This is a genomic window from Rhodococcus sp. 3258, assembly GCF_031456475.1.
Classification (GTDB): domain Bacteria; phylum Actinomycetota; class Actinomycetes; order Mycobacteriales; family Mycobacteriaceae; genus Rhodococcoides; species Rhodococcoides fascians.
In genome coordinates this window covers 145,980-148,815 of record NZ_JAVDUT010000004.1, presented here as the reverse complement: position 1 = coordinate 148,815, position 2,836 = coordinate 145,980, and the positions used below count along the sequence as shown (strand labels likewise).

Below are 2,836 nucleotides of genomic sequence, written 5' to 3'. Positions count from 1 at the left end.
CGTTTGCGAGTGTTCTTCCGTGAAAGAGCACTCGCTCGAATACCATCGGCTTTCGATACTCGAGTGGTCGAATGCGAATCACTACTACCAGGGGACACAGTGAAACTGATCAGAACAGCAACGGTCGCGGTGGCGTTGACCGCAGCCGTAGCCACCGGCGCAGGCCAGGCCGTAGCGGATCCGACGTCGGAGTCGATGAACTACCAGACGTCGGTCAACCCGGATGGAACCGTCAAGACCATCCTCGACGCCGGTCTCTTCCGCGTCGATGCGACGAGCGAGACGGTGTCGATCGTCGACCAGGCCGGCTCCACGGTGGCGTCGATCCCGCTGGAGTACTCCATCAATGGAACCGTCTACTCCATTGCGCCCCTGATCGGTGCCGAAGGTCGGGAACTCACTCTCACCCCGCAGACCGTTCCTGTCGCTGAGGTCGCAGGCGCGAAGACCAAGCAGCAGGCCTTCGACAACATGGTCAACCAGCTCGCCATCGGTTGGAACAACGGCGGCGGCGTCGGCACGGCCATCGGTGCAGGCCTCGGCTTCGCCATCGGCTGCGTCTCGATCTTCCCGAACTTCATCTCGGGCTGCATCATCGGAACCGTGATCGGTACGGTCGCCGGCACGGTCATCGGAATCAACAACGCCAACCCCGAAGCTCAGCCTGCGGTGTTCGAGTACTTCACCACTGCGTAGAGCACGACGGCCACTGGCCGAGGGATGTGGAACAGCGGGTAGAGCGCGTGCGCTCTACCCGCTGTTCGCTGTCCGGCCAGTGAGGGCTCGACGCATCGACACCGCTTTGACCATCGTCTCCTCGAACTCCTCGTCGGGGTCCGAGAGCGCGACGATCGCGCCTCCAACGCCGTACGTGACCTCGTGCTCGGTCGCCACGATCGTGCGAATGACGATCGAGAAATCTGCCGTACCCGTGATCGAGAAGTAGCCGATGGCACCGGAATACACTCCGCGCGGCCCATCTTCGAGCTTGTCGATGATTGCCATCGTGCGAATCTTCGGAGCGCCGGTCATCGAGCCGCCGGGGAACGCCGCTCTGATGCAGTCGGCAGCCGACGCGTCGTCACGCAGCCGGCCACGAACCGTGGAGACCAATTGGTGCACGGGAGCATAGGTTTCGACGTCGAACAGCTTCGGCACGTGTACCGAACCAGGAACGCACACCTGAGCCAGGTCGTTACGCACCAAATCGACGATCATCAGATTCTCGGCCTTGTCCTTCTCGTTCGCGACGAGGTCGGCCTTGAGTGCGTTGTCCTCTTCGGGGGTGGCCCCGCGCGGCCGAGTTCCCTTGATGGGCTTGGACTCCACGATGCGGTCGGCGTCGATACGCAGGAATCGCTCGGGGGAGGCGCTCAGGACCGAGACGTCGGGAAAATTCAAGAAGGCACTGTACGGGGTGGGATTGATTTCCCGCATGTAGGAGTACGTCGCCGCGGGGTCGATGGAACCGGCCACGGTGGCAGTGTTCGTCAGGCAGACCTCGTAGGTTTCACCGGAACGGATTTCGGCGAGGCACTGAGAGATGAGGTCGAGGTAATGCGTGCGATCGTGCCTGAGCCGTGGCTCCAGGGATAGCTCTGCGCCGAGCAACGGAGCACCGGACGCAGGTATCCCACTGGGCGCGCTCACGGTCTGCGCCTTCTCGGACAGTCCACTCAGCGTTGCGGTGACCGAGTCGAACCACTGCGCGAGGACCGGATCCCCGGGGGTATCGGCCAACCCCATCAAGTACAGGGTGCCGGCCTCGTGGTCGAACACCAACGCCCGATCGGAGAACACCATCGAGGCGTCGGGGGTCGCCGAGGTGTGCACCAGCTGCCCGCCCGTATCGGCCTTGAGTTCGTACCCGAGGTAGCCGACGTAGCCCAGTCCGAATGCAAAGGGAAGATCGTGCCGCGGGGGAGTAGCTCGGCGACGTAGTTGGGCGTCGATGTAGTCGAAGAACGTCGAGTGGATGTGTTCTTTCGTGCCGTCGGAGCCCTCGACGGTCACCATCGTCTCGGCTACCGAGTACGTCACGTATTCGGCGTGCGGCCCGGAGCAATCGCCCATGACGGTGAATCGGCACTCGGGCTCGAGTGCGGCGCTTCCGTCCAGCCAGAAACTCTTGGTGTCGTGCGCGAACAGCGTCTGGAACACGCGCTCGGAGTCGAAATCGCTGTCGATAGTGCGGGTTTCGATGGTGAACATCGAATCGTGGGTCCCCGCTGCGTTCGCTGCGCTCGACCGCGCTAGCGTCAGATCGCGGAAATTCGCCAGCAGCTCACGCCCGTATTCGGTGCTGATCGACTCGGGGTGGAACTGCACTCCCCACAACGGCTTGCTGTGATGACGAACCGCCATCACCAGACCGTCCGGGGTCCAGGCGACTTCCTCGAAGTCGGCGGGAGTCCGGGTGACGACCAGAGAGTGGTAGCGCACCACGGAATACGGCGAGGGAATCCCCTCGAACAGATCCACCCCGGTGTGCGTGATGTCGGTGATGCGGCCGTGCATCGGTGCGGGGGCCAGATCGACCTCGCCCCCGAAGAGGTGGCACATCCCCTGATGGCCGAGGCAGACACCCAGAATCGGGAGACCGGATTCGCTTATCACTCGACCACTGATACCGAAGTCCTGCTCGACGTCCGGGCGGCCGGGACCGGGCGAGATCACGACGTTGTCGAACGCGGCGAAGTCGAGGGAAGACCACGCGACGTCGTTCTTGACCACGGTCGGTGGTCGGCCGTTGACCTCGGCGAGGAGGCTGTACAGGTTGTAGGTGAACGAGTCGTAATTGTCCACAAGGAGGGTTCTGATCGTCATCGACGTACCT

The 2,836-nt window shown here is 62.9% G+C and carries 2 protein-coding genes; one reads left to right on the top strand and one right to left on the bottom strand.

Annotation, left to right across the window (positions count from 1 at the left end; translation table 11 throughout):
- Nucleotides 1-99: 99 nt before the first annotated feature.
- Nucleotides 100-696 (top strand): hypothetical protein, encoded by a 597-nt coding sequence (locus J2X62_RS14490; RefSeq protein ID WP_032365824.1) that lies wholly within the window; start codon nucleotides 100-102, stop codon nucleotides 694-696.
- A gap of 54 nt (nucleotides 697-750) precedes the next feature.
- Here J2X62_RS14490 and pabB read toward each other — a convergent pair whose 3' ends face one another.
- On the bottom strand, nucleotides 751-2,826 hold the full coding sequence (gene pabB, locus J2X62_RS14485; RefSeq protein WP_032372412.1) for an aminodeoxychorismate synthase component I: 2,076 nt from the start codon (nucleotides 2,824-2,826) through the stop codon (nucleotides 751-753).
- Nucleotides 2,827-2,836: the final 10 nt, after the last annotated feature.